Origin of the sequence: Bacillus cereus group sp. BfR-BA-01523, assembly GCF_022662615.1 — a bacterium.
GTDB classification, from domain to species: domain Bacteria; phylum Bacillota; class Bacilli; order Bacillales; family Bacillaceae_G; genus Bacillus_A; species Bacillus_A mycoides.
On the sequence record NZ_JAKUDX010000001.1, the window covers coordinates 235,633 to 256,931 of the forward strand.

Genomic DNA, 21,299 nt, shown 5'->3' on the forward strand with positions numbered 1-21,299 from the left:
TACTTGCGTTGCTTTTAACTGTATTTTAGAAATCTAATAATGTGACGAATTTTCTAGCGCCTACCACATGTATTAATAATGGTATACGTGGACCACTTGATTGATTCATAATGAGCCTATATAAAATGGTAAATAATTGCTTTTGATTTTCTTTCATTATTTTTTTATTTTCATGATGACAAATCGTATACAATTGCTCCATTAGTTTAGAATGATCGTTATTAGAACGAATTAGTTTACAAACTTCTACTAGCCATTTTTTCTGCCGTTCATCTAATGTGTTATAAAACTCCGTATTTTTCTCTTTATTTACCGCAATAAATTTTTTAGATTGAAAGTTTCTTATCCAATACTCAGCACGATTACTTATCGCTATCATTTCAGGTAATGCATAGCTCCTATCTATTTTCTCTAATATATCTTGTAAAATAGATGAATCAAAATTTAATAACGGTAAAGTTCCTGCTACTTGACTAAACTTTGGATACTCTTTAAATCGGCTATCAAGTCTAGAAAGTTTAATTGCATCAAATAAATCTTCATTTTTGAGTGTTTTATTTTCATAACTATCCTTCAATCTCTCATACTCTGTATAATTGCGAATCACATCTTCATCAAGTCCAATATGAAAAGCTGCGCCGGGCCTATATTTTGCAAACATAAAAAGAATCACTTCTGGTACATACACTTTTAATAAGTCGATAGGTGTAATGCTATTCCCTGAAGAACTGGACATTTTTTCATGATGCCCTTTAATTCCAATGAAATCATAAGCAACGTATTGGGGGGCTTCACAATTGAATATTTTCCTTGCAATTTCTTTTGATACATTATAACTACCGGTTTCCGATGAATGATCTCTTCCGCCCGGTTCGAAAATAACATCCTCTATCATCCATCTCATCGGCCAATCGATTTTCCAATTCAGTTTCATTTGACTTGTATTTAATACGGATAATTTATTTTGATTTCCACATTCACAGTCATACCGAACTGTTTTTAATACTTCATCAAAATGTGTAATAGTTGTTGCATCTTTCCCGCACCTCTCACAATATAACGTAACGGGATAAAAGTTTTCTCTATCTTCTTCTCGGTGTATTCCTGTTTTAAAACCCATTAAAATATCATATATTTCTTTTCTTTTATACAAAGACTCTAATATGTTTTCGTTATACCTTCCGCTTCTATATTCAGCATATTGATATATGAATTCCACTTCAATCCCAAATGCTTGTAGCGATTTCTCAAACTCTTTTTCAAAATGCTCTGCGTACGAGTTATGACACCCATACGGATCAGGAATATCACAGTATGGCATACCAATATATTTTGCAAAAGATGGATCAATATTTTTAGGAACTTTTCTAAACCTGTCATAATCATCCCATGAAAAGATAAAACGAGTCTTTTTCCCTAAATCTTGCAGAGCCCTTACAACGAAATAAGTCGTTACTATTTCACGGAAGTTCCCAATATGAACAGAACCAGATGGACTAATTCCAGCTGCACAAACAAAAGTTTCTTTGTTTGGATGTTTTCTAATTAATTCATGTGCTACTTCATACGCCCAATGCATATGCCACTCACCTCAATTGTATTTTTATTTTCACATTTTCAGTTTTATGCAATAAAAAAACTCCCACCCCCAAGATTATTCATCTTGAGGACGAGAGTTATTAACTTCGCGGTACCACCTCAGTTTGTTAATACATCACCATATTAACCTCTTCAGGTACGGCAAAACATGCTTATACCCTATCTCTATAACGGGAGAACCCGTCGCACCATCCCTAAATGAATTAGTTCCTTGCGCAGCTCTAAGTCTTTTTTCATTAAGATTTTCACCTCTCCTTCTCAGCTACCGGAGCTCTCTGTATGTATTCATTCTTAACTACTCTTCTCTTCAATGCCATTTTGAATATTAGTTTTTACATATGATAATTTATAACAAATACTTTGTCAAATTTTTCTGAACGAAAACAAATAGCATATAACTATCTAAAAAAATGTTTTATCGCTTCCAGTTGAATTTTATGACTACATTCATCACAACAATATTTCCCCTCCGGATTTCTCTTGAATTCCCTATATTTTCCGCTTCCTTCGTATACGCGAAATACATTTTCACATGAAAAATAGACAATTTCATAAAACATCATATGCATTTTCCTACCCATGTCTATACGCTATTTTCGAATTACTTGATAAGGCCCTCTTTTCTTACACTGGAAATCTTAATTTCATTTCAGTGAAAGGTTTACCTCTCTTCTTATCGAACTTTATATATAGCTTTAATGAATAGAGGTGAAACATATTGCACGGAAATATAGAATTAGTCGTTGATGCTAAGGCGAATTTAGGGGAAGGTCCTTGCTGGGATGAGAAGAAACAATTATTATACTGGGTTGATATTATCGGGAAAAAATTATGTCTTTATAATCCTGTTAAAAAAACAAACCGAGCGATCACTCTCGACCAACAAATCGGTTGTGTTGTTCCATATACGAACGATGAAGTTTTAGTAGCAATGGAACAAGGCTTTTATTCTCTTAATCTTGACACAAAAATACTTACACATATTTATGACCCTGAACCAGATTTATTAGAAAACCGCTTTAACGATGGAAAATGCGATCCAGCCGGCCGCTTTTGGGCAGGCACTACAGACTTATACGGTATTAATGCTGCTGGTTCCTTATATTGTTTAAACAATAATTTCAACGTAGATAAAAAAGTTGCACATGTAAATACATCAAACGGCATAGCATGGTCTCCTGACGATATATACCTTTATTTTATTGATACACCTACAAAAAAAGTAGTCCGTTTTCATTATGATATACATACTGGTGTAATTAGCAATCCAACAGATGTTATCATCTTCCCTGAAAATGAAGGTCTACCCGATGGTATGACAATTGATGTAGAAGGTTGTTTATGGATTGCACATTGGGGAGGCTCGAAGATTACTAGATGGAATCCCTTGACTGGAGAACAGATTTTAAGTATTCCGATTCCTGCTTTATATGTAACGTCGTGTACATTTGGAGGACCTAATTTGACCGATTTATATATCACAACAGCCAGAACAAGAATGACCGATGTGGAATTAAAACAGTACCCACATGCTGGTGGTATATTTCGAATTCAAATGAATGTTAAAGGTTGTCGAACCTATTCATTTCGCCATGAAACTATTGGAGCTGAAACACTATGAACAGAATCGATTACATAAGACAAGAAGAGAAAAAGTATCACGATCTTTGCTATGAACAATATAAATTATTCGAAGCGGGATCTTGGCTTTATAAACCTGTTAAAACAGTTATGGACATGCTGAACTATCTTGAAGAACAGAAAGACCTACAAATACTTGACCTTGGCTCTGGTGTCGGTAGAAACAGTATTCCGATTGCACAAAAAATCACGAATAGTGGCGGCACTGTTACTTGTGTTGATCTACTCGATTCGGCTTTAATGAAGTTACAAGTTTATAGCAAAGAATATGGTGTATTTGAATACATAAAAACGGAACAAGCAGCAATTGAAGACTACTATATTGCTCCTAATACTTATGACTACATCGTTGCAGTATCAAGTTTAGAACATGTTAGATCAATAGACGATTTTAAAAAAGTGCTTCAGACTATGAAAAATGGGACAAAGAGTGGCGGTATCAATTGTTTAATCGTTAACTCTAACATTCAAGAAATAGATTTAGAAACAGGAGAAGAATTAGATGCTTTAATTGAAATTAACCTTTCTACGGAAGAAATGATACGTACACTAAAAGGCGTTTATAACGAATGGAAAGAAGTAAAAGTTGAAATAAAAAATTTAGCGTATGATATTGTACGAAACGGTAAACACATTCAATTAAATACGAATGCGATTACTTTTGTCGTGCAAAAATTGTAGTTTATATGAGTGGTGACAATTTTTATTTTTTATAGTCACCACTCGTATATTTATGTAAATATCATTCCATCGTAATTATAATTTTCCCTCTAGTATGCTGACTTTCACTCAAAATATGAGCTTCTCTAACGCCTTTTTCATTAAACGGAACAACCTTACTGATGATAGGTTTAATTTTTCCATGCTCAATCAAAACAGATAATTCGTCCAATTGCTTTCCGCTTGGTTTCAACCATAAAAACCCTGATTTTATGCCCTTTACTTCATGACGTGGTTCATGAACGATAGAAACTAGAACACCACCAGATTTAATAATTTGAAAACTTTTTTCTTGTACTTCTCCGCCGATTGTATCTAACACAATATCATAATCTGATAGTAGCTCTTCAAATTTATCTTTTTTATAATCAATAATGAGGTCAGCACCTAAAGACTTTAAAAACTCTTCATTTTTACTACTTGCAGTTGTAGCGACAAAGGCGCCAAATGATTTTGCGATTTGAATTGCAAAACTACCTACTCCGCCCGCTCCAGCATGAATTAATACTCGATCATTTTCTTTTATTTGTGCGTAATCAACAAGACTTTGCCAAGCTGTTAGTCCTGCAAGAGGTATAGACGCAGCTTCTTCAAAACTAATATTATTTGGCATATGTGCTACTAAATCTGATTTCACTGTAATGTATTCAGCATAGGAGCCTTTCCCTATATTTTCTGGTTTCGTAAACACTTTATCTCCTATTTTGAAATGGTCCACATCTTCTCCAACTTCTTCAATTACTCCAGCAACATCTAAACCTAATATTATTGGAAATGAAAATTGCAGCTTCTCTTGTAATTCTCCCTTTCTTATTTTCCAATCAACAGGATTGACAGATGTTGCTTGTATACGTATTAATACTTCATTACATTTAACAACTGGTTTAGGAACTTGTCTTTCTTGTAATTCTTCAACACTACCATATTGATCAATAGCAATTGCTTTCATTTCCTCTCCCCCTTGTTGTTTATTGTAATAACAAACAATTATTTTTCAAAATTTTCCGCCTTGGATGACAATAAATATGTTAGGAGGTGATATTTATGCTACTCTACTAATTAAGCATCATGAGTGCAAAAAACATTTATTTCACTTAAATACAATCTAATTTACGCCTAAGAAACACCCAAAGTTATATTTCTCTTTATTTATTAATGACCTTTAAATGAAACGGAGAGTGTGCTATGAGTGAACAAGTTTTCAAAGTAAACGGTATCGATATATGTACAGAAAGCTTTGGCAATCCTAATAACCCAGCAATATTATTAATTATGGGAGCTACGTGTTCAATGGTTTATTGGGATGAAGAATTTTGTGAAAGGTTAGCTAGCACAGGAAGATTTGTCATTCGCTATGATAACCGTGATGTTGGTCGCTCTATTACATATGAGCCTGGGACTTCCAATTACACTGTAGCAGATATGGCTGAAGATGCAATCGGAGTACTCGATGCGTATCATATTGACAAGGCACACCTTTTTGGCATGTCATTAGGAGGTATGATTGCTCAAATTGCTGCAGTAAAACACCCAGAAAGAATTTTGACCTTAACATTACTAGCAACAAGCGTTATTGGATCTAATAACAATACTCGTGATTTGCCTCCAATGGATGAAAGAATTTTGACACATCATGCTAATGGTGCAAATTTAGATTGGACAAATAAAGATGTTATAGCGAAATATTTAATTACAGGATCACGTCTACTCTGTGGATCAAAGCGTATATTTGATGAAGCAAGAACTTTAAAACAAGTAAAGCAAGAAATAGAACGTGCTAACAATCTATTAAGTATGTTTAATCACGCCCTCCTTACAGGTGATGATTCTTATGAAGGTATACTAAAGTCGTTACTAGTACCTACTTTAGTAATTCATGGTACGCATGATACAGCTCTTCCACTTGAACATGGACTCGCACTTATTGATGAAATTCCGAACTCAAAGCTATTATCCCTCGAAGGTACAGGGCACGAGATTCATCCCGATGACTGGGATAAAATTATTAAAGCAGTTTCAGAACATATATCCCGTATAAGATAAGAACAACTAATAGAAGGGGCACAAATTGTTTTGCCCCTTCTATTTATCCCGCTATTTGTGGGCAGTAAACGCCCGATTGGTGAAGGCTAATAATCAGTGGGGGATGAACAAAACCCCCACTGATTATAGTTTCACTTTATAAAGATTACGATACAATATCAAAAACCCATCACTGCATTCGTATGTATAGTGATGGGCTCTACCTATATTTTTCTATGCTTAAAAAAATGGACAATCTAACTGGTCAACAGATTCCCACGATTTTTTTTTTACATTTTCGGTGGATTTACTATTTTCTAGTGGTACGTGTTTAAATGGATTCATTTCAACTTTTAATAGAGATGATGGTTCTATATATAAAGAAAAAACATGGCTACTTGGCAAGGTTTTTGATACATCAATATCTCCTACTTGTTTAAATAATTGCTGGGCCGCAAAGAAAAAGAAATTAGTTGGATTAGATTGTTTATTAAGCCAAGCAATCATTTCAGGCGATACCGATTTATTAATATTAATTTTCACTCGATCACCACGTTTATATCGCCTAGATCGCATACTTCCACCAACTAACTTATCGTTAAGTTTGTAAACCCTAACTCTTTTTGCTTATGCTCTCTATATTTTGGCGAGCATGTATATACTAATAAACCACGAGCATTGGTGAATAACGGGTTATCTACAAAGATCACATTTTTCAAGCGTCCTTTTTGTTTCAAAATCATTTTTAAGCTATTTTTAATAATAACTGCGCCCCCACCATAAATAAATACATATGGATCGTCTTTCATATCATCAATTTTGTTAATAATATCCGTTGCGACACGTGCTGCTAAACCTAAAAATGCTGGCTGCGATTCCTCAACTAACAATGCATTTCTTGGGTGCTTTTCATTTAAATAAATTTGGTTAAATTCTGTAATGCTATCAATTGTTTTCGTAGGATATTTCCGATTCCATCTCGTAATAATTTGTAGTAACGTTTCTTTTACACCGTACGATAATCCTTTACTTAATTGCGGACGGAAATTTACCCCTAATGAAACAACTTCTTCCGTTGTCCCCGCGCCAATATCAAAAGACAATAAAGTTTTATCTACAAAATCAATTTCTGAAACTTGATTTTGTTCACATTCTATTTTATGTTTCACAACATTTCCTTCCTCATCATATACAATCCCCCACGTCCCAGAAGCGCCTTCAGGTAGACATTTACAAAACTCAATAGAAACATTAATCGTAACATCGCGTCCATTTGGATAATGGAATATGACCTTGTGATTACCCATATACCGTTTCGCATTTTCAGCAGCAATTTCCTGTGTAATAAGTTGCATTGGAAGAGCAACAGATAAATCATAACGAATATTAATATGACTTGAAGTTGGACTTTGACGCATAGCACTTATCGCTAAACCTGAAAGGATTGTAATGACCATTAATTCATCAGTAGATTTATTTGATTTCTTCTCCACTTCAGTACCTTTTAATTGATCTTGAATCACTTTTTCTCCAACGATGTATCGTACATTATTTAACATTAGCGATGGAGAACTAATGGTCACATCAATGTGATTCTCTAATTCTGACGATGAAACTTCACCCTCATCTAACAACCCCGTAGACTCACCTATATATAAAGAATAAATACTCGGAATAAAAATAGGTTCCTGCCCTTTCACCATTAACTTCAAACCATTATTTCCTGCATCTGCACCCGCTTTTAAAAGAATAGACATAACTACCCCCTAAATTAATCTGACATCCCTTCCAAATATATGCGAGCCCATTCTTTTACATTCAAATGTAATGTAATTTTTTCTTCATCCTTTAAACAAAATATCATAAACATTCACTTCATATGTAAAAAACATTTGACATAAAACTTTTCCGATTTTATACTATGGATGTAAAGAGTTTTTTACAAAAGTGGAGGTGTTGTTCTAATATGAATCATAAAAAATTTATTTTAATAACAACCGTTTTATCATTACTCGGAGTACTTATACACGGAGCTTATAAATACATTACTGAAGGTACGATTTTAGGTGGAACAATTTTCACAAGCGCTTTAATACTTAGTTACCTCATCAATCATATTACATGGGGAGATCTTCACGGCGTGTCAGAAGAAAGTCAAGATGAGATGGGACAACAAATTACATATAAAAGCTTTAAAATCGCGTATTTTGTTCTTGTAGGTGTTATGTTTCTTATATTATTCTGGTCAGAAGGATTTTCTATGGGTTCCAATTTGGATGGTGTAAAAAACCTTCCCCTTTTTATAGCGCTTTGTTCTTCATTCTTTATTTATCCTATCGTTGAACTCATTGTCGCCAAACAATATAAATAAAAAAAGTGGTTTTCTAAATGCAGAAAACCACTTTTTTATGTTTAAATACCTTCTGCTATTGCTTTCAGCTTATTCACAGTCCGCCAGTTCCTTACTGTAGCTGGCGTATGTAATTTTTGAAACTGGTTCATTAGTTTAGAATTTCGAATACTTTTTTTGAAAAATAAATACACTACTCTTCCTTCGATATGGCAGTCTTCTATGTCACTTTTGTACATAAGTAACCGCTTACTGTCTTCTTCAGAAAGTGGATTAGCTAAAAAGGCCACATGTACACTTTCTCCTTCTAATAACGAATGGGTCTCGTAAGGACACTTTTTAATAATATTAATAAATTCATCATTTGCTCGTAACATGACTGGAACATTGAAATCAAAAACGTTCTTAATTTCACATTCAATTCGTTCCTTTAAAAAACTTATCTCTTCTTCTGACTCAAACACTACATTTCCACTTTGAATATATGTTTTCACTCTTTTTAATCCTATTGATTCAAATATTATTTTCAAATCTGCCATTTTGATTACTTTATGTCCACCTACATTAATTCCCCGTAGTAGTGCAATATAAATTGTCATATGATTACCCCTCACATATTTACATGCTTAACAAGCGAATTGTTTTGCACCTTCATGTTTCTCGAATACTTACTTTAATACATCTAACATATCATGTACGGAAAATATCTCAAATTAAAAAACTTACTACATGATTTTTTTCAAGAGTAAGCTTTGTTATCTCATTATCTCGTTATAGGTAAATGTAATATGAATTGTTGTCCAATTGGTCCCATTCTTCTAAACCCTTTATCTTGAAATCCAACTTTCTCATATAACTTTTGTGCCGGAATATTTTTTTCATTTACAGCGAGAATCACTTCATTTTTTATTGGATAATAATATTTTACAAAGTCTTGTAATAACGCCAATGATTTTTTAGCATATCCTTTCTTTTGTTTATTGTGATTAACGGAAAAAGAAGTTAAAAGTATGGCATCCTTATTTTCTGTAAACTCCTGTACCCTATCACCTGTTTGTAATATAAATACACCGACAGGTACTCCGTTATAGTCTAAAATAACAACTACATTTTTCGTTCGATCATTTTTCGCTTTCTCCAGTAATTCACCTGGATTCGCTGTAAATTGAACTTGTTCACTTGGTAAAGTAAATGATTGTATTATCTCTTTATATTGCTCCTTATACGGCACTAATTGTATTTCGCTTGTATGTATGTTCATGCTCAACTCTCCCATTCCTTCAAGTTATTAACTTAAACCTTGCTGTGTTTTAGAATGCACTTTTCCATCCAAAAATGTTATTTTAGCAAATGATTTTGGATCGTTTCCTTTCCAAGCAAAAATTTGCTTAATTCGTGTAGAATGTTCTTCCCCTTCTTCTATGAGTAAATCCCCTTCAAAACCGATTAAATCTTTCACTTCTAAATAAGTCATTCCTTCATTAATATTTGAGAAATGATTTATATTAATGGTCTCTTGCTTTTTATTTTCCGTTATAGTAGAAGACATAGCTGTTTTCTTCTTCACTTCTTTCTTCTGGTCACACGCTGTCATACTAAAACCTATGCATAAACTACCTAATATGAGTGCGCTTTTTTTCATCATAACGGCTGTCCCTCCCCTCATTATTAAACCATATATTCCCTTAAAAATAAACTGAATATTTAATCTTGAAGAAAAACCCCGTACAATTTAGTACGGGGTTTTCACTATTTTTTCAAATGGTTATTTGACTGATCTTCTTGTTCTTTTCGTAGCTCTTGTTCTTCATCTTTTGGTAATTGTTTATCATTATCTTTAATCGGATTCGTTTCTCTATTTTCAATCATATCATTTGGAACTTGCGGCATTACTCGGCCAACAATTGCTGCTAATTCATCAAGTATGCCTTCACCAGTTTTACCTTTTTTAATTTGCTTGCCTATTTGTTTTAGTCTTTCATACGTATCAACATCTGCTACAACGACTGCATTTGCACCGTTTGGGTCATTCTTCAAACTCTCTGCAACAGAATACTTAATTGACTCAACGCGAGTTCGATCAAGTTTCGCTTTCACATCAATACCTACAACAGCATACTTCCCAACTACTACTGCTGTCGCATCGTTTACACCAGGTATACTTGCAGCTAAAGATGCCAGATGATCAGCTGCTTTTTCATTTGGCTTATTTGATTTATTTGTATACGTAACATTTTTCATCGAGACATTTTTTTGTTCTGGCTTTTCATTAGGATTGTCTTTTTTTCCAATGCTACATCCAGTAATAACGAAACAAAGCATTAACATATATATAATGATTTTCATTATTTTCACCACTTTATCATTGATGTTTAATCATAAATTTTCTCAACAGCTTGCATCTTCTTCACTTTTTCTTCTGCACCGCTATTTGCGTTAATGAAAATTTGGTACGTATCTTTCCCTAAAGTACCAATATATTCATAACAAAGTACTTCATTATGCAAGTCATTTACTACTACAGCTTTACGTTCTTCCATAACTTTTACATCGGGGTTAATTTTCTTTCTCGCCTCAGCAGCGGTTAGCTTCGCACTCGGAATCGTTCGTTTTTGATGTGATGCTAAATATTCCTTTGCAGAAAAACCAACAATCGACCCATCATCTAAAGCAATTTTCATTTGGATTGCTTCTGGATAAATACGCACTCCATTTTCATTTACAACGTACGTAAACACACCGATATTATCATATTGAGAACTATCAAACAGCTCCATATTTGTAAACTTGTGATCCTTTAAAAATGTTAATCCTTTACTTCCTGCATCATTTAAACTGATTTTTTGCTCTTTAATTTCTCGGTTGTTCATTACCCAAATTGGATATCCACCTTTTCCGGTAATATCCATATAATACTCATTGTTCGTTGCTGGATCTTGAATTTTCACACTGTAGAATGATTCTTTTGCACCTTTTCCACTTTTCTCAACTTCTACTTTTTCATTCCCTTTTAAGTTTAAAAATGATTTCGCGATTTTTTCCGCTTCCGCTTTCGAAATCGCCTTTCCTTTTGCTTCAAATCCGCCTTTTTTATTCTTTTGTGCACTTGTAAAAGTCGGTCCAAAGTTTGTGGACGAGTATGATGTTACATTCTTTTCTACCGTCTTTAATCCATCGATAATTGTGTTATCTGCTGGATCTTGGTTTGACGCAAGAGCCATTTCTACATCCATCCAGCGAAGATTATTCTTCAATACAAGATGCTGCACTTTTCTCAGTTCATCTTGTATATTTGCTGCATTTGAATATAAACCTTGTAACGTTTTATATTCTTGATCATTTAACGGATCTTTTTCTAAATCACGAACCGCTGCACGATAACTAAAATCACCGATATTCGCAAGGAACTCTTCCGTTTTATTAAATGGCATTAATGTTAAAGGTAATTGTCCTACATCAGAACGAGCCTCTGATGTTAAACGCCATACATCTACTAAAGCTGGCGATAATGAGGAACGTGAATTCATCGCCAGTGTTGTTCCAATTTTATCGTGTAATAAATCAACTTCATATGCTAAATCATGAAACGCACGCTGATAACTATTTTCCGCTCGAATTAATACTGCATTTTTCTCTTGATGCTCTTTATAGCCCCAATACCCTGTTCCGACTACACCTACTGTTAACAATACGATGATAATACCTCGTAACATGTTTCCACCTCCGCTCTATTTACAGAAAATATGCTTACCAATTTTTTTAATTTGTGGACGAGTCCAAATCCATTTACTTGTCGCAGTATCTGGGTTGAAATAATATAATGCATTCCCAGTTGGGTCCCATCCATTGATCGCATCTAATACGGCTTTTTTCGCATTTTCATTTGGCGTTAAATATATTTGTCCATCTGCTACTGCTGTAAATGCTCTCGGCTCAAAGATTACTCCTGAAACAGTATTTGGAAATGATGCACTTGTGACACGGTTTAAAATAACCGCAGCTACTGCAACTTGTCCTAAATACGGCTCACCACGGGATTCTCCGTATACAGCGTTTGCCATTAACTGAATGTCATTTTGAGAATAACCGTTTGGAACATTTGTCCCTGTACTTTTTGGTGGCTTATTTTCCTGTGTACCTCCACCACTGTTCCCTTTATTAGTTGTAGTATCTTTATTAGCGGTCGACTTATCATACTTCGTTGCCTTTACAAGCATTTGCTTCGTTTTAGCACCCGCTAAACCATCAACTGGCAATCCGAATTTTTGCTGAAAGTTTCGAAGCGCCCAATATGTACCCCATCCGAAAACACCATCAACTTTCCCCGTATAAAATCCGTTATATTTTAAACGAGTTTGCAGTTCAATGACATCTTCTCCAGATGCCCCTCTTTGAATCACTTGATTAGAAAAGGCTTCCACATTTTTGGTCTGTATACTACTTACCATTAAAGATAGCCCGATAAAGACAAGCAAAATCGCTATCTTAAAAACAGCTTTTTGACGCATGTATTTCCCTCCTTAATTACGGAAATGATTTCATGGTTATGTTTTGTAAAACCCTCGCTTTTATGTAAAGAAGACAAAAAAATCCAAACTTATATGCTTGAAGAAATATGTAAACAATATACAAAAAGAATAAAAGGAGCTTATTATGAAGCGATTCTTCGTACGTACAGCATTTATATTTTTTTTAATAACAATATGTTCAAATATACATACCGACCCATCTATTGTTCACGCACAGCCACCCTATGCAAAATGGGGTAAACTAGCCGTTGAAAAAACGAAAGAACAATATCCGAAAGCTGAGATTATCGATTACCTTCATATAGGTAGACAACCAAAAACTGTTCAAATAACAGTTGAAAAGTTTAAATTATGGCTACGTGAGGGTGGAAAAGAGTATGGTGTTTTTGTGGATGTAGAGTTTGATACGAAAACAGAGGAATTTTTAAAGATGTCCTTTCAGAAGACAAGTCGGTAAAACAAAAAAACCTCCGTCTTTACATACAGACAGAGGTTTCTTTATGTACTTCTTCCTTAATAAGGAGGATTATTTTTTATATGCAAAGATCGATTTCCTAACATTTTTACTAATCCGCAAATAGCTCCAATTACAACCGCTATTCCGATACTATATAAAAGCACTCTCCCATATCCACCTATTCTCGGATCCAGAAACGGATATGGGTACCAATTCACGAATGAACCGCGGATTAAGCTATAGACAACATATAAAAGCGGGAAAACAAGCCAACTCGCAGCCTGTTTCCATGTAATGGTCTTTGTAGGTGGATTTATAACCCAATCTAAAATCATCGCTAACGGCATGATGTAATGAAGCACAGTATTTACCCACGGTATCGGTGTTTGAAGTGACTCTTCTAATCCCCTTAATAACAAAAAATAAATAAGTCCTGTTGTCAGTATGTATACTGTAGCTGCGCCGCGAAGAACTCCAAACTGCTCGGAACGTCCAAATAGGGCTGTCCCCAAGCTACTAAATAGTAGAATTACCGCCACTAAAATATTACTTTCAATTGTGAAGAAACTAAAAAAGTTAACTGGATTGAACCGTTTCACTTGTGCCCTTGTAACAAATTGAGTAATAAGTGCACTAAACGCTAGAAGACTTAATAACAGTCTATAAATCGCTATCATCTTTGCACTCCTCATAAAACACCTCATTTCTCTTCTTACTTATGATCGGAATTCTCTTTTATATGCTCTATAAATAACTTTAATGGTACGAGGCCACGTTTTGGCATGTGGCTACTAATTACAGCTACGAGCTCTAACTGCGGAATGATAATAATGTATTGCCCTCCGTATCCCATAGCAAAATACATACAATACGGTATGTGAAATCTTTCGTTATTTAATACCCACCAGTGATATCCATATGCTCCGACATGTTCATACGTTTCGAATATAGCTGTATTTGATTCTTCTAACCATTTCGATGATACAATATCATTTCCCTTCCAATATCCATTGTTCAAACATACTTTTCCTAACTTTAATAAATCTATAGATTTCATTTTCATACCAAATCCGCCAACATATATACCTTGCGGGTCTTGTTGCCACTCATACTCCGTAATGTTTAACGGCTCAAATAAATACTTTTTCGCAAACTGCTCCGTCGACATTCCAGTTGATTCTTGAATGATGTAACTAAGTAAATGGGAAGAACCTGAATTATAATTCATTTTCGTACCCATTTCTTCAATAAGCGGCTTTTCTAAAATGTATTGCACCCAATTGTCTGATTCCACAAAATCATTTGGGAAAACAACCCCATTTCCGAACTCTTTCCAATCTTCTCCTGTTGTCATCGTTAATAAATGATACAGTGTTAATTCCCTTTTTTTCTCCGGTACATTGGGAATCCATGTTGTGATTGGTGTATGTATATTATTTATAAATCCTTTATCAATTGCGATACCAATTAATATAGATACGATACTTTTTGTAATCGAATTAATTTTAAATAAGTCATTTGCACAGTCTATCGTTTTATAGTACTCAGTCGTTAATTCCCCCTTTTGATAAACAAGAAATGTATTAACCTTTTTCTTTTCAAATTTATTTTGTAATTGCTCGAAATTCAAGAAATCTTCCTCCATCTAAACGGTTATGTAATATTTGTAGTTCATCTCGTTCTCTCTATTAAATCATATTTGTTATTAAAACAAAAAAATAAACTTGCCAGCATTTAATAGCTGACAAGTTTATTTTTATAATTTCGTTCGAACGTTCCAAAGCTCTGGGAAGAAGCATTGATCAAGCACTCGCTTTAAATAAGATACGCCAGAAGAGCCACCTGTTCCCATTTTATGACCGATAATTCGTTCTACTGTTTTCATATGACGGAAACGCCATTGTTGTAGCCAGTCTTCAATATCGATTAATTTCTCTGCAAGCTGATATAAATCCCAATATTTCTGCACGTCCGCATATACTTCTATCCAAGCCGCTTCTACAGTTGCATCCTCTTCGTAAGGCTGCGTAACATCACGATTTAACACATCTTTATGAATTGGGAATCCTGCTTTAACAAGGGCTTGTATCGCCACATCATACAAACTTGGTGCATGAAGTGCTTTATGAAGACGAGCATGTAATTCTGGGTCCTTTTCATAAATTTTTAATGCATGTGGTGTTTTATAACCAAGTGCATATTCAATCATTCGATATTGATACGATTGAAAACCTGAAGCCTGACCAAGTGAATCGCGGAACTCAATATATTCTGATGGCGTTAATGTCGCAAGAATATCCCAAGATTGAATAATTTGCGACTGAATTTTTGATACACGTGCTAACATTTTAAAAGCTGGTGGTAATTTATCTTGTTTAATAGATTCAATCGCTGCATTCAATTCATGTAAAATTAGTTTCATCCAAAGCTCACTCGCTTGATGGATGACGATAAATAACATTTCATCATGATGATCTGATAATCTTTGTTGACTAGATAATAAGCTATCTAGCTGTAAATACTCTCCGTACGTCATATTCTCCTTAAAATCCGTATGAATCCCTTTTTCCATAATTACCTTTTCATTTTCTTTCATATTAGCCAAACGCCCCTTTGTGTTCATTTCTACTTATATTGGTCTAATAACAGCTCGAACTGGACTCCCATCCGCATCTGTTAATGCAAGTGGTAATGCAATAAGTTCGTAATCGCCATCTACTACGTGATCTAGTACGACATTTTCTAAAATATGAATTCCATGTTTAAATAATTGATGATGCGCTGCTAGTTCTTTATCATCTAAAGGATCAACAGATGGTACGTCCACCCCGATTAAACGAATTCCCTTTTCAGAAAGAAAGGCTGCAATATCTGCGCGTAAATGCGGGATTACATCTGGGAATTCATTTGCTTTACCATGTGAAGATGTACGTAATAACAATCGTTCTACACCTTCTAAATGAAAGTTTTCTAATTCCTTTTTCCCGATGCTTTCAAGATTAGAAACGTCAATGATCCGTGCTGGACCAACATAAACTTGAATATCTAAATCCAACACCTTCTTACCGTCATTATCAAAATGAAAAGGTGCATCAATATGAGTACCTGTATGGATACTCATCGTTAACTTTCCGACATTTACTGAACCACTGTCTTCTTTTGACCATGAAACTTCATACGAGAACGGTGTATCCCCTGGCCATGTCGCGATATCATTATTTAGCGGTTGTGAAATATCAATCCACTGCGATGTTTTCATGCTTACGCCACAACCTCTCGCTTATTTTCAAAGTTTTTATATTCTTCATTTTTCATAATGTTCTTTAAGATTTGTACAGAGTTCCATACTTCCTCATACGTATTGTATAAAGCAACAGGCGCAAGTCTAACTCCATTTGGAGCTCTAAAGTCTGGAATAACCCCATTTGCTTTTAACGCTTTACATATACGTGCCGCCTCGGCATGTTCTAAATAAATATGCCCGCCTCGTTTTTCATCCTCTAATGGATTTCCAATTGTAAATTCAAAGCCTTTTAATTCATGTTCAATTAAATCAAGCATATATCTCGTAATATGTAATGATTTTTCACGTAACTTTTCAATACCAGCTTCTTTAAAAATTTCAAGAGAACCGATTAATGGTGCAGTACTTAATACGTGAGGTGTCCCTATTTGATAAGCTCCAGCATGGTCAGCCGCAGTTAATGAATGCTCCATATCAAATTGCTTATCTTTTCTAGAACTAAACCAACCAGATAATCCTGGGAGTCTATTAAAGTGTTTATTATTTACATAAAGGCCTGCAACACCACCAGGACCTGCATTTAAATATTTATAATTACACCATATAGCGAAATCTACATCCCACTCTTTAAAATGATGCGGAATGGAGCCGATTGAATGACATAAATCAAAACCGATATGAATACCACGTTTATGAGCTTCAGCTGTTAATCGCTTCATATCAAGAATTTGTCCACTCCTATATAGTACAGAAGGCAATAATATTAAAGCGATATCATCGGTCATCGCATGAATAATATCATCTTCAGAAAGTGTTCTTCCATCTCGGCTTTTCACTCGTACTAAATGTTCATCTGGATCTAAGCCTTTTAAACGAATTTGACTCTGAAGTGCATAAATATCTGACGGAAAAGTTAATTCATCCGCAAGAATTTTTGTTCGTATTCCTTTTGGCTCATAAAACGTCGCAATAACTTGATGTATATTCGCAGTCGTGGAACCGGTTACAATCGTTTCTTCCGGTAAAGATCCAATAAGAGGTGCTGTCAATTCACCCAATTTCTCCGAAAGGAAAAACCATGGATGCTCACCTTCAGTCCATCCATCAATCCCAAACTCTTTCCATGAATCTAGCAAGGTAAGTAACGATTTCTCTGCTCTTTTTGAAAGCAACCCTAAAGAGTTACCATCTAAATATATTGTTCCTTCTTTTTTATAAAATTCAGATTGAAAATCTTTCAGTTCATCATGTTTATCACATTCAAGCGCATACGCATAAGTTGGTTGAAATGGTTCTTTATACATGGTGTCACCTTCTTTTAATTTTCTTTTTATTCTAACTAATTGAAATATATCACTTAAATTGATATAACGTCAATGATATTATGTCAGTTGACTTTATATACAAACTTCTTTTACAATACAATTATATTTTCAGATATTTCAGTATAAAGAGGTGATTCCTTGAAAAATTCTACTCTTTCAACAAGAAAACACCGCTCCTTAGAAACAAAAAAGAAACTATTACATTCCGGTTATACTATGTTTATAAAAAACGGATTTCAGAAAACTACAATCACGCAAATTATTAAACATGCAGAAACTGGTTATGGAACAGCATATGTATATTTTAAAAACAAAGATGCTCTCCTCGTCGTTTTGATGGAAGATGTTATGAATCGCTTTTATGATATTGCTGATCGCTCTTTTTCCCCTCAAACAAAGGCTGAAGCACGAGATATGATTCAGAATCAAGTACGCGCTTTTTTACAGTTAGCACAAGAAGAAAGAGCTATATTACAAGTTGTTGAAGAAGCAATAAGAACCTCAAAAGAAATACGTCAAAAATGGGATGAGATTCGCGAACGCTTTGTAACACGGATTATACAAGACATTACTCATTCCCAGGAAAATGAATTAGTACGAACTGAGTTAAATAAAGAGATTGTCGCATGCGGCTGGTTCTCTATGAATGAAACGTTTCTTTGGACAATCGTGCAAAATGATAAAGAACTAGAATTAGAAGAAATTGTACATACTTTAACGGTAATGTATACGACGGGGTTATATAAATAGCACATTATAACCTCAATAAACCGTTACTCAATATGCTTAGTAACGGTTTATTTAAAATATTTTATTAACGATACAATAATACAAAAAAGTGATGTAAGTAATAGCAAAAGTCCCATATTCTTATTCTTTTTTTCATCCTTCTTAACGTTTTGTATCCCCATACCGGCAAGCATAAAACCTAAAAGTAATTGTAAAATGAGCATACTTTGCTTCGAATCATCATTCCAACTGTAAATAGAATAGCCCATTATAATAAAAGCGAGTATGAATGTGATAATTCTAATCATAAAAACACCCCCCTGTGTGATTCTATTGTTTTAACCTACTCACCATTCCAACAATAAACTTATACTCAGCTCTACTTTTTCTTACTTTCTTAAAGCCCTCTTTCGTATCAAAAATAAAACACGTTTTCCGAAACCAAATCCGTACATATAAAGACTCAAAATAAATAGGTTTAATAATTCCTCGTTCCTCGAATTCAGTTCCATCTTTATTTTCGGTTTCCGTTCGAATGAACCACCTATTCCCGATTCCAATTTCAATATACTTCACATGCTAACCCCCTTCAGGAAATCTTCTTTCTAATTATTCTATTATTTCCCTGGCAAGCGCACATTCCGACAGAACGTGAGCCCATAAAGAAAAAGTAGATTACAAAAATCTACTTTTATAGCCTGAATTTTTGCATACGTTTATAAAACGTACTGCGTGGCACATCTAATAGTTTTGCAGCTAATGAAACATTTCCGTTCGTCTTTTCTAGCGCTTCAATCATGCTATCACGCTGTATTTTTTCACGGGAATTTAATGTATGCTCCGTTTTATTTTCTGCTTGCAATTCAAGTTGATGTTGATTTCCAATCATTGTTTGTAATAAAAAAGAGATTTGTTTTTCGCATATTTCCCGTCCTTGCGACAAAATGTATATGCGTTCTAATACATTTAATAATTCTCGAATATTTCCGGGCCATGTATGCTGTAAAAATTGATTACAAATACTGTTTGGAAATACAACATTCCAATCCTTTCGTTCACAAAAATGTTGTATGAAGTACGGAATATCCTCTTTTCTTTCTATTAACGACGGAACATATAGCGGATAAACATGTAAACGATAATATAAATCTTGACGGAATTTCCCTTCTTCTACTAATCGTAGTAAATCTTTATGTGTCGCAGTAATAATACGAATATTTACTGGTACCTCTTTTGAACTACCAATTGGGGTTACTGTTCGTTCTTGCAAAACACGCAATAATGCCACTTGCATCTCTGGCGGCACTTCACCAATTTCATCTAAAAATATTGTTCCTCCGTCTGCTTGTTCGAATTTCCCTTTATATCCTTGGCGCCGCGCACCTGTAAATGCACCTTCAGCATAACCGAATAATTCACTTTCCATTAATTCTTTCGGTAATGAACCGCAGTTAACAGCTATAAAAGGACCGTTTTTTCTTGGACTATTTTCATGAATCGCTCTCGCTACATATTCTTTCCCTACACCTGTTTCACCACATACATATACACTAGCGTCAGTTGGTGAAACAAGCTTAATTTCTTCTAAAGTATGTTGAAATACGCTGCTTGTCCCAATAACTCCAGGGAAAGTAATTCCGTTTATAAACGGGTAAGTAGAAAATAAATTTTCTTTTTTATTTTCCTTTAAGTAAATACATTTCCCGATCATTCTATCATTACTATATACCGGTACCTCTAATTTAGGTTTCAATCCATTGTGCATTAAATCTTCAAGTTTCATTCGTGACCAATTACATACTCGTTCACGAACCCTCTTGCTCGCAGAAACGATAACATCACGATGGTTACAAATAACAACTTGTTCATCACTGTCAATTACATCTAAAAAACGATGGATTAAATGCAGTTCATTTTGATGTACTCGAATACTACATTCACGTTCAATCGCATGCGCGATCGAAGTTACCATTCCGAGCATATATGGATGTGAAAACTCAATTGGACAAGAGAAATCTAGAACACCAATTAATTTCCCGTCATCATTATGAATCGGAGAGGCCGCACAGCTCCAGCTATGAGATGCGACAGAATAATGCTCTGTACCACTTATCATAATAGCCTCTTCAATCTGTAACGCTGTTCCTATCGCATTTGTACCAACAGCTGCTTCCGTCCATTTCACACCTTCAATAAAATTAATATGTTTCGCTCGTTTCAACGTTTGCTGATTTCCACTTAATGATAGAACATAACCATCTGGATCAATTAATAATGCCATCATTTGCAGTTCATCAATGGTTTTTCTCATATTTTGTATTTGAGGTATTGCTATATCAAGGAAGATTTCACTCTTTTTCTTTTGATCCTGAAAAATATCAGAAGACAAAATTTTCTGACCTTTATTCATATGAGGATTCACATTTGCTTGTTTACATCGATGCCATGACTCTGAAATTCTTTCGTTTATACGGTTCGAATCAAGGACTCCTTCATCAACAAACTTTTTCCATGTATGTAAGTAAAACGGTGAAGCTAACATTGTATCATCTCCCCTATTAATTGTTTTGGAGATTTATAAAACATACTTTTATTATAAAACTGAATAAAAGCGTTTTCAATACAACTAGAAAGATGACACAAATATGTTGATAATTTGAATATCTTAATGAACTTCTTTATT

Annotated in this window: 25 protein-coding genes and 1 other annotated feature; of the genes, 6 read left to right on the plus strand and 19 right to left on the minus strand. The window is 34.4% G+C overall.

Annotated elements, in window-relative coordinates; translation table 11 throughout:
* Window positions 1-25 precede the first annotated feature (25 nt).
* Both lysS and MR066_RS01110 read right to left on the minus strand, forming a co-directional pair.
* Entirely contained in the window at window positions 26-1,579 is a 1,554-nt protein-coding gene (lysS, locus tag MR066_RS01105) for a lysine--tRNA ligase (RefSeq protein WP_242245670.1), read from the minus strand.
* 83 nt (window positions 1,580-1,662) lie between these two features.
* Window positions 1,663-1,919 (minus strand) — a binding site (T-box leader).
* 78 nt (window positions 1,920-1,997) lie between these two features.
* Window positions 1,998-2,168, minus strand: coding sequence for a DUF2197 domain-containing protein (locus MR066_RS01110; protein ID WP_242245672.1), 171 nt, complete (start codon window positions 2,166-2,168; stop codon window positions 1,998-2,000).
* Between the two features lie 149 nt (window positions 2,169-2,317).
* Here MR066_RS01110 and MR066_RS01115 point away from each other — a divergent pair, with 149 nt between their 5' ends.
* On the plus strand, window positions 2,318-3,220 hold the full coding sequence (locus MR066_RS01115) for an SMP-30/gluconolactonase/LRE family protein (protein WP_242245673.1): 903 nt from the start codon (window positions 2,318-2,320) through the stop codon (window positions 3,218-3,220).
* A complete protein-coding gene (locus MR066_RS01120; protein WP_242245674.1) occupies window positions 3,217-3,921 on the plus strand; it encodes a class I SAM-dependent methyltransferase in 705 nt (234 codons plus the stop codon). The genes MR066_RS01115 and MR066_RS01120 overlap by 4 nt, the downstream gene beginning before the upstream one ends.
* 61 nt (window positions 3,922-3,982) lie before the next feature.
* Here MR066_RS01120 and MR066_RS01125 read toward each other — a convergent pair whose 3' ends face one another.
* Window positions 3,983-4,909, minus strand: coding sequence for an NADP-dependent oxidoreductase (locus MR066_RS01125; RefSeq protein WP_242245675.1), 927 nt, complete (start codon window positions 4,907-4,909; stop codon window positions 3,983-3,985).
* 236 nt (window positions 4,910-5,145) lie between these two features.
* Between MR066_RS01125 and mle the strand changes: the two genes are divergently transcribed.
* Complete coding sequence (mle, locus tag MR066_RS01130) at window positions 5,146-6,003, plus strand: BCA family alpha/beta fold macrolide esterase (RefSeq protein ID WP_242245676.1); 858 nt, start codon at window positions 5,146-5,148, stop codon at window positions 6,001-6,003.
* Between the two features lie 219 nt (window positions 6,004-6,222).
* Here the strand turns inward: mle and MR066_RS01135 are convergent, their stop codons facing one another.
* Window positions 6,223-6,558: a hypothetical protein gene (locus tag MR066_RS01135; RefSeq protein WP_002085171.1), complete on the minus strand. Its 336-nt coding sequence runs from the start codon at window positions 6,556-6,558 to the stop codon at window positions 6,223-6,225.
* A gap of 11 nt (window positions 6,559-6,569) precedes the next feature.
* A complete protein-coding gene (locus MR066_RS01140) occupies window positions 6,570-7,739 on the minus strand; it encodes a ParM/StbA family protein (RefSeq protein WP_002013097.1) in 1,170 nt (389 codons plus the stop codon).
* Window positions 7,740-7,948: 209 nt separating this feature from the next.
* On the opposite strand from MR066_RS01140, the gene MR066_RS01145 reads away from it, so the two are divergent.
* Window positions 7,949-8,353 (plus strand): hypothetical protein, encoded by a 405-nt coding sequence (locus tag MR066_RS01145; RefSeq protein WP_113936334.1) that lies wholly within the window; start codon window positions 7,949-7,951, stop codon window positions 8,351-8,353.
* Between the two features lie 41 nt (window positions 8,354-8,394).
* Here the strand turns inward: MR066_RS01145 and MR066_RS01150 are convergent, their stop codons facing one another.
* From MR066_RS01150 to sleB, 6 genes are all read right to left on the minus strand, one after another.
* Entirely contained in the window at window positions 8,395-8,931 is a 537-nt protein-coding gene (locus MR066_RS01150; RefSeq protein WP_242245677.1) for a DUF1697 domain-containing protein, read from the minus strand.
* A gap of 164 nt (window positions 8,932-9,095) precedes the next feature.
* Entirely contained in the window at window positions 9,096-9,593 is a 498-nt protein-coding gene (locus MR066_RS01155; RefSeq protein ID WP_242245678.1) for a GNAT family N-acetyltransferase, read from the minus strand.
* Window positions 9,594-9,620: 27 nt separating this feature from the next.
* Window positions 9,621-9,977, minus strand: a complete 357-nt coding sequence (locus MR066_RS01160) for a hypothetical protein (RefSeq protein WP_002127693.1) — start codon at window positions 9,975-9,977, stop codon at window positions 9,621-9,623.
* A 104-nt stretch (window positions 9,978-10,081) separates the two neighbouring features.
* Window positions 10,082-10,678: a YhcN/YlaJ family sporulation lipoprotein gene (locus tag MR066_RS01165; RefSeq protein ID WP_002085166.1), complete on the minus strand. Its 597-nt coding sequence runs from the start codon at window positions 10,676-10,678 to the stop codon at window positions 10,082-10,084.
* A gap of 26 nt (window positions 10,679-10,704) precedes the next feature.
* Window positions 10,705-12,045 (minus strand): germination protein YpeB, encoded by a 1,341-nt coding sequence (gene ypeB, locus MR066_RS01170; RefSeq protein WP_002032722.1) that lies wholly within the window; start codon window positions 12,043-12,045, stop codon window positions 10,705-10,707.
* 15 nt (window positions 12,046-12,060) lie between these two features.
* Window positions 12,061-12,840 carry a spore cortex-lytic enzyme gene (gene sleB / locus MR066_RS01175; RefSeq protein WP_002013086.1) on the minus strand — a complete coding sequence of 260 codons (780 nt, stop codon included), beginning with the start codon at window positions 12,838-12,840 and terminating at the stop codon, window positions 12,061-12,063.
* Window positions 12,841-12,985: 145 nt separating this feature from the next.
* Here sleB and MR066_RS01180 point away from each other — a divergent pair, with 145 nt between their 5' ends.
* A complete protein-coding gene (locus MR066_RS01180) occupies window positions 12,986-13,318 on the plus strand; it encodes a DUF3889 domain-containing protein (RefSeq protein WP_088039514.1) in 333 nt (110 codons plus the stop codon).
* 56 nt (window positions 13,319-13,374) lie between these two features.
* On the opposite strand, the gene MR066_RS01185 is transcribed toward MR066_RS01180, so the two are convergent.
* From MR066_RS01185 to kynU, 5 genes are all read right to left on the minus strand, one after another.
* Window positions 13,375-14,010 (minus strand): Pr6Pr family membrane protein, encoded by a 636-nt coding sequence (locus MR066_RS01185; RefSeq protein WP_242245679.1) that lies wholly within the window; start codon window positions 14,008-14,010, stop codon window positions 13,375-13,377.
* Between the two features lie 20 nt (window positions 14,011-14,030).
* Window positions 14,031-14,948 (minus strand): serine hydrolase domain-containing protein, encoded by a 918-nt coding sequence (locus MR066_RS01190; RefSeq protein ID WP_242245680.1) that lies wholly within the window; start codon window positions 14,946-14,948, stop codon window positions 14,031-14,033.
* Between the two features lie 126 nt (window positions 14,949-15,074).
* Window positions 15,075-15,914 (minus strand): tryptophan 2,3-dioxygenase, encoded by an 840-nt coding sequence (gene kynA, locus MR066_RS01195; protein ID WP_242245681.1) that lies wholly within the window; start codon window positions 15,912-15,914, stop codon window positions 15,075-15,077.
* A gap of 33 nt (window positions 15,915-15,947) precedes the next feature.
* Window positions 15,948-16,577: an arylformamidase gene (gene kynB / locus MR066_RS01200; protein WP_002032714.1), complete on the minus strand. Its 630-nt coding sequence runs from the start codon at window positions 16,575-16,577 to the stop codon at window positions 15,948-15,950.
* Window positions 16,578-16,579: 2 nt separating this feature from the next.
* Window positions 16,580-17,866, minus strand: coding sequence for a kynureninase (gene kynU, locus MR066_RS01205; protein ID WP_242245683.1), 1,287 nt, complete (start codon window positions 17,864-17,866; stop codon window positions 16,580-16,582).
* Between the two features lie 159 nt (window positions 17,867-18,025).
* On the opposite strand from kynU, the gene MR066_RS01210 reads away from it, so the two are divergent.
* Window positions 18,026-18,637 carry a TetR/AcrR family transcriptional regulator gene (locus MR066_RS01210; protein ID WP_002136674.1) on the plus strand — a complete coding sequence of 204 codons (612 nt, stop codon included), beginning with the start codon at window positions 18,026-18,028 and terminating at the stop codon, window positions 18,635-18,637.
* Between the two features lie 47 nt (window positions 18,638-18,684).
* Here the strand turns inward: MR066_RS01210 and MR066_RS01215 are convergent, their stop codons facing one another.
* The 3 genes from MR066_RS01215 to MR066_RS01225 all read right to left on the minus strand — a co-directional run bounded on the left by MR066_RS01215 (window position 18,685) and on the right by MR066_RS01225 (window position 21,158).
* A complete protein-coding gene (locus MR066_RS01215) occupies window positions 18,685-18,924 on the minus strand; it encodes a DUF3953 domain-containing protein (RefSeq protein WP_242245684.1) in 240 nt (79 codons plus the stop codon).
* Window positions 18,925-18,946: 22 nt separating this feature from the next.
* Window positions 18,947-19,192 carry a DUF3977 family protein gene (locus MR066_RS01220; protein ID WP_000873838.1) on the minus strand — a complete coding sequence of 82 codons (246 nt, stop codon included), beginning with the start codon at window positions 19,190-19,192 and terminating at the stop codon, window positions 18,947-18,949.
* A gap of 115 nt (window positions 19,193-19,307) precedes the next feature.
* A complete protein-coding gene (locus MR066_RS01225) occupies window positions 19,308-21,158 on the minus strand; it encodes a sigma-54-dependent Fis family transcriptional regulator (protein WP_242245686.1) in 1,851 nt (616 codons plus the stop codon).
* Between the last annotated feature and the right edge of the window lie 141 nt (window positions 21,159-21,299).

Excerpts from the sequence above, each read along its gene's own strand:
- MR066_RS01225 (WP_242245686.1), bottom strand. The coding sequence starts at position 21,158 with ATGTTAGCTTCACCGTTTTACTTACATACATGGAAAAAGTTTGTTGAT.
- MR066_RS01145 (WP_113936334.1), top strand. The coding sequence starts at position 7,949 with ATGAATCATAAAAAATTTATTTTAATAACAACCGTTTTATCATTACTC.
- kynU (WP_242245683.1), bottom strand. The coding sequence starts at position 17,866 with ATGTATAAAGAACCATTTCAACCAACTTATGCGTATGCGCTTGAATGT.
- MR066_RS01125 (WP_242245675.1), bottom strand. The coding sequence starts at position 4,909 with ATGAAAGCAATTGCTATTGATCAATATGGTAGTGTTGAAGAATTACAA.
- MR066_RS01165 (WP_002085166.1), bottom strand. The coding sequence starts at position 10,678 with ATGAAAATCATTATATATATGTTAATGCTTTGTTTCGTTATTACTGGA.
- lysS (WP_242245670.1), bottom strand. The coding sequence starts at position 1,579 with ATGCATTGGGCGTATGAAGTAGCACATGAATTAATTAGAAAACATCCA.
- MR066_RS01120 (WP_242245674.1), top strand. The coding sequence starts at position 3,217 with ATGAACAGAATCGATTACATAAGACAAGAAGAGAAAAAGTATCACGAT.
- MR066_RS01160 (WP_002127693.1), bottom strand. The coding sequence starts at position 9,977 with ATGATGAAAAAAAGCGCACTCATATTAGGTAGTTTATGCATAGGTTTT.
- MR066_RS01150 (WP_242245677.1), bottom strand. The coding sequence starts at position 8,931 with ATGACAATTTATATTGCACTACTACGGGGAATTAATGTAGGTGGACAT.
- MR066_RS01140 (WP_002013097.1), bottom strand. The coding sequence starts at position 7,739 with ATGTCTATTCTTTTAAAAGCGGGTGCAGATGCAGGAAATAATGGTTTG.
- MR066_RS01185 (WP_242245679.1), bottom strand. The coding sequence starts at position 14,010 with ATGAGGAGTGCAAAGATGATAGCGATTTATAGACTGTTATTAAGTCTT.
- MR066_RS01180 (WP_088039514.1), top strand. The coding sequence starts at position 12,986 with ATGAAGCGATTCTTCGTACGTACAGCATTTATATTTTTTTTAATAACA.
- MR066_RS01155 (WP_242245678.1), bottom strand. The coding sequence starts at position 9,593 with ATGAACATACATACAAGCGAAATACAATTAGTGCCGTATAAGGAGCAA.
- kynB (WP_002032714.1), bottom strand. The coding sequence starts at position 16,577 with ATGAAAACATCGCAGTGGATTGATATTTCACAACCGCTAAATAATGAT.
- mle (WP_242245676.1), top strand. The coding sequence starts at position 5,146 with ATGAGTGAACAAGTTTTCAAAGTAAACGGTATCGATATATGTACAGAA.
- ypeB (WP_002032722.1), bottom strand. The coding sequence starts at position 12,045 with ATGTTACGAGGTATTATCATCGTATTGTTAACAGTAGGTGTAGTCGGA.
- MR066_RS01110 (WP_242245672.1), bottom strand. The coding sequence starts at position 2,168 with ATGCATATGATGTTTTATGAAATTGTCTATTTTTCATGTGAAAATGTA.
- MR066_RS01135 (WP_002085171.1), bottom strand. The coding sequence starts at position 6,558 with ATGCGATCTAGGCGATATAAACGTGGTGATCGAGTGAAAATTAATATT.
- kynA (WP_242245681.1), bottom strand. The coding sequence starts at position 15,914 with ATGAAAGAAAATGAAAAGGTAATTATGGAAAAAGGGATTCATACGGAT.
- MR066_RS01215 (WP_242245684.1), bottom strand. The coding sequence starts at position 18,924 with ATGATTAGAATTATCACATTCATACTCGCTTTTATTATAATGGGCTAT.
- sleB (WP_002013086.1), bottom strand. The coding sequence starts at position 12,840 with ATGCGTCAAAAAGCTGTTTTTAAGATAGCGATTTTGCTTGTCTTTATC.